Source organism: Kitasatospora sp. NPDC093806, from assembly GCF_040683335.1.
GTDB lineage: Bacteria > Actinomycetota > Actinomycetes > Streptomycetales > Streptomycetaceae > Kitasatospora.
In genome coordinates this window covers 1-4,061 of record NZ_JBFBDO010000228.1, presented here as the reverse complement: position 1 = coordinate 4,061, position 4,061 = coordinate 1, and the positions used below count along the sequence as shown (strand labels likewise).

Genomic DNA, 4,061 nt, shown 5'->3' with positions numbered 1-4,061 from the left:
GGCCGGGTGGAGACGGAGCTGTGGACGGACCCCGCCTACTGGGTCCGCCAGGTCCGCGAGGGCGTGCGTTTCGCGGACGCCGTGACCACCATGCTGGAGCTGGGCACCGGAACCTTCCTGGAGGTCGGCCCCGACGCCGTCCTGTCCGGGATGGTCGCCGAGTGCCTTCCGCAGGACGGCCCGGCGCGCGCCGTGGTCCCGTCCCTGCGCCGTGACCGCGACCAGGTCCGCGCCGCCGTCGAGGCGCTGGCGCGTCTGCACGCGGCCGGCACCCCGGTGGCCTGGGACGCGTTCTTCGAGGGCACCGGCGCTCGCCGGATCGACCTGCCGACGTATGCCTTCCAGCGCCGCCGTTACTGGCTGGAGGCTTCGGAGCGGCCGGTGGTGGCCTCGGAGCGGCTGTCGTCGGATGTGGTCGACGGCCGGTTCTGGGAGGTGGTCGAGCGCGGTGACCTGGCCGGTCTGAGTGCGGCGCTGGGTGTCGGTGAGGAGCAGTCGCAGTCCCTCGGTGAGGTCCTGCCGGTGCTGTCGTCCTACCGGCAGCGGGTGCGCGAGCAGTCCGCCGCCGACCAGTGGCGCTACCGCGTCACCTGGGAGGGGTTCACGGCTCCGACGGCCGAGCGGCTGTCCGGGACGTGGCTGCTCGTCGTCCCGAACGGGATGACCGACCCGGAACACGGTGGTGCCGCCGCCGCGTTCGACGTCCTGCTGCGCGGGCTGAACGCCGCCGGAGCCGAGACGGTCTGCATCGAGGTCGACCCGGCGACGGTCGGCCGTGACGGCCTCGCGAAGCTGCTGAACGACACCGGGGCCGCCGAGACGGTCGCGGGCGTGCTCTCCTTCCTCGCGCTGGACGAGCGTTCCCACCCGGCGGCCGAGGGCGTCGCCGCCGGCCTGGCCGGAACCGTGCAGCTCGCCCAGGCGCTCGGCGACGCCGGGGTGACCGCGCCCCTGTGGGTCGCCACCCGGGGTGCGGTCGCCGTGACCGCCGGCGAGGAACTGCTCAGCGCGGTGCAGGCCCAGGTCTGGGGCCTCGGGCGGGTCGCCGCGCTGGAGCACCCGGACCGCTGGGGCGGTCTGATCGACCTGCCGGCCGTCGCCGACGACCGTGCGGCGGCCCTGCTGGCCAAGGTCCTGACGGGCGGGGGCGGCGAGGACCAGGTCGCGCTGCGCCCCTCGGGAGCCTTCGTCCGCAGGCTGGTCCGCTCGCCGCTGGACCACCTCGGCACCGCCCGCACCTGGGCACCCTCCGGCACGGTCCTGGTCACCGGCGGGACCGGCGCGCTCGGCGCGCACGTCGGCCGCTGGCTCGCCCGCAACGGCGCCGAGCACGTCCTGCTGGTCAGCCGGCGGGGCCCGGCCGCCCCCGGCGCCGCCGAGCTGGAAGCCGAACTGGCCGCGCTGGGAGCGAAGGTGACGGTCGCGGCCTGCGACGTCGCCGACCGTGCGGCGCTGGAGGACCTGCTGGCGACCGCGGCCGCCGAGCACCCGCTGACGGCGGTGGTGCACACCGCCGGTGTGCTCGACGACGGGGTGCTGGACGCCCTCACGCCCGAGCGGTTCGGGAAGGTGCTGGAGGCGAAGGTCGAATCCGCGCGGATCCTGCGGGAGTTGACGCGGGACACCCCGCTCGACGCGTTCGTCCTGTTCTCCTCGCTGGCGGGGACGCTCGCCTCCTCGGGGCAGGGCAACTACGCCGCGGCCAACGCCCGGCTGGACGCCCTCGCCCAGCAGTGGCGTTCCGAGGGCGCGCCGGTGACGTCGATCGCCTGGGGCAACTGGGGGAGCGACGGCATGGCGGGCGGGGAGGGCATGCAGCAGCAGATGCGCCGCGCCGGTGTGCACCCGATGGACCCGGAGCTCGCCGTCGCCGCCATGCACCAGGCGGTGGAGAACGGTGACTGCTGCCTCGGCATCGCGGACATCGAATGGCAGCGCTTCGCCCCGATGATGACCTCCGCCAGGCCGAGCCGCTTGATCGAGGGGATACCCGAGGCGCGCCGGGCCCGGGACTCGTCCGCCGCCGACGGCGACACGGACGAGGAGAAGCTGCCGCTGGCCCGCCGGCTGGCGAAGCTGGGCGACGCCGAGCGGGCGCGGACCCTGCTGGACCTGGTCCGCACCCACGTGGCCGGAGTCCTCGGCCACGACTCGGCGGACACGGTCGGCGGAAGCCTCGCCTTCAAGGAGTTCGGCTTCGACTCGCTGACCGCGGTCCAGCTCCGCAACCAGCTGGGTGCCGCCACCGGGCTGCACCTGCCCGCGACGCTGATCTACGACTACCCGACGCCCGAAGCGCTGGCGGCCCACCTGGGCCGCGAACTGGTGGGGGAGCCGGACGCCGTCGTCCGGCCCGGTGCGCCCGCCTCCGTCGCCGTGGACGAGCCGATCGCGATCGTGGGCATGAGCTGCCGCTTCCCCGGTGGCGTGCGGTCCCCCGAGGACCTGTGGCGGGTCGTGTCCGAGGGCATCGACACGGTGTCCGGCTTCCCGACCGACCGGGGCTGGGACCTGGACCGGCTGTGCGACCCGGACCCCGACACCGAGGGCGCCTCCTACACGCACGAGGGTGCCTTCCTCGGCGACGTCGCGGACTTCGATCCGACCTTCTTCGGCATCTCGCCGCGCGAGGCGCTGGCGATGGACCCGCAGCAGCGGCTGCTGCTGGAGACCTCCTGGGAGGCCTTCGAACGGGCCGGCATCGACCCCGCCGCCGTGCGGGGCAGCCGGACCGGTCTCTTCGCGGGCACCAACGGCCAGGACTACCTGCCGCTCTTCGCCGACGGGGCCCCGGGGCTCGAAGGCTTCCTCATGACGGGGAACACGGCGAGTGTGATGTCGGGCCGGGTGTCGTACGTGTTCGGGCTCGAAGGCCCGGCGGTGACGGTCGACACGGCGTGCTCGTCCTCGCTGGTGGCGTTGCACCTGGCGGCGCAGGCGCTGCGGTCGGGCGAGTGCGATCTCGCCCTCGCCGGCGGCGTGACCGTGATGGCGACGCCGGGTGCGTTCGTCGAGTTCTCCCGTCAGCGCGGTCTGGCGGCGGACGGCCGGTGCAAGGCGTTCGCGGACGCGGCGGACGGCACCGGCTGGGGCGAGGGCATCGGCATGCTGCTCGTGGAGCGGCTTTCCGACGCGGTGGCGAAGGGCCACAACGTCCTTGCGGTGGTGCGCGGTTCGGCCGTCAACCAGGACGGTGCGTCCAACGGCCTCACAGCTCCCAACGGCCCGTCGCAGCAGCGGGTCATCCGCCAGGCGCTGACCACTGCCGGACTCACCGGCTCCGAGGTCGACGTCGTCGAGGCGCACGGCACCGGCACCCGGCTGGGTGACCCGATCGAGGCGCAGGCGCTGCTGGCGACCTACGGCCGGGACCGGTCGGCCGACGAGCCGCTGTGGCTCGGCTCGGTCAAGTCGAACATCGGTCACACGCAGGCGGCCGCGGGTGTGGCCGGTGTGATCAAGATGGTGATGGCGATGCGGGAGGGCGTCCTGCCGCAGACCCTGCACGTGGACGAGCCCTCGACCGAGGTCGACTGGTCGGCCGGCACCGTCCAGCTCCTGACCAGGAACGAGACCTGGCCGGAGACGGGGCGGGTGCGTCGTTCGGCGGTCTCCTCCTTCGGTGTGAGCGGGACCAACGCGCACGTCATCCTGGAGCAGCCCGCGCTGCCCGCCGTCGAGTCCGTCGGCGAGGCCACGGTCGCGCTTCCTTCGGTCCCGGTGGTCCTCTCGGGCAAGTCCGTGGAGGCGGTGCGGGACCAGGCCGCGGCTCTGCTGGAGCGGGTGCGCGGGGGTGAGGCGCGGGCGCTGGACGTGGCGTTCTCGCTGGCGACCTCGCGCTCGGCGTTCGAGCACCGGGCGGCCGTGGTCGCGGGCGATCATGAGGAGCTGCTGGCCCGGCTCGCGGATGTCGTCTCGGGCTCGGCAGAGGCGTCCGAGGTGGTTGCCGGGCGTCTTGGTCTGGTGTTCTCGGGTCAGGGTTCGCAGTGGCCGGGGATGGGCCGGGAGTTGAGCGCCTTCCCAGTGTTCGCCCGGGCATACGAGGAGGTGTGTGCGGAGCT

1 protein-coding gene is annotated in these 4,061 nt (G+C 74.1%); it reads left to right on the top strand.

The annotated features are described in order from the left end of the window. Positions 1–4,061 (top strand): SDR family NAD(P)-dependent oxidoreductase (locus AB0N76_RS39425; protein ID WP_363565677.1); only part of this gene is annotated, 4,061 nt, incomplete at both ends.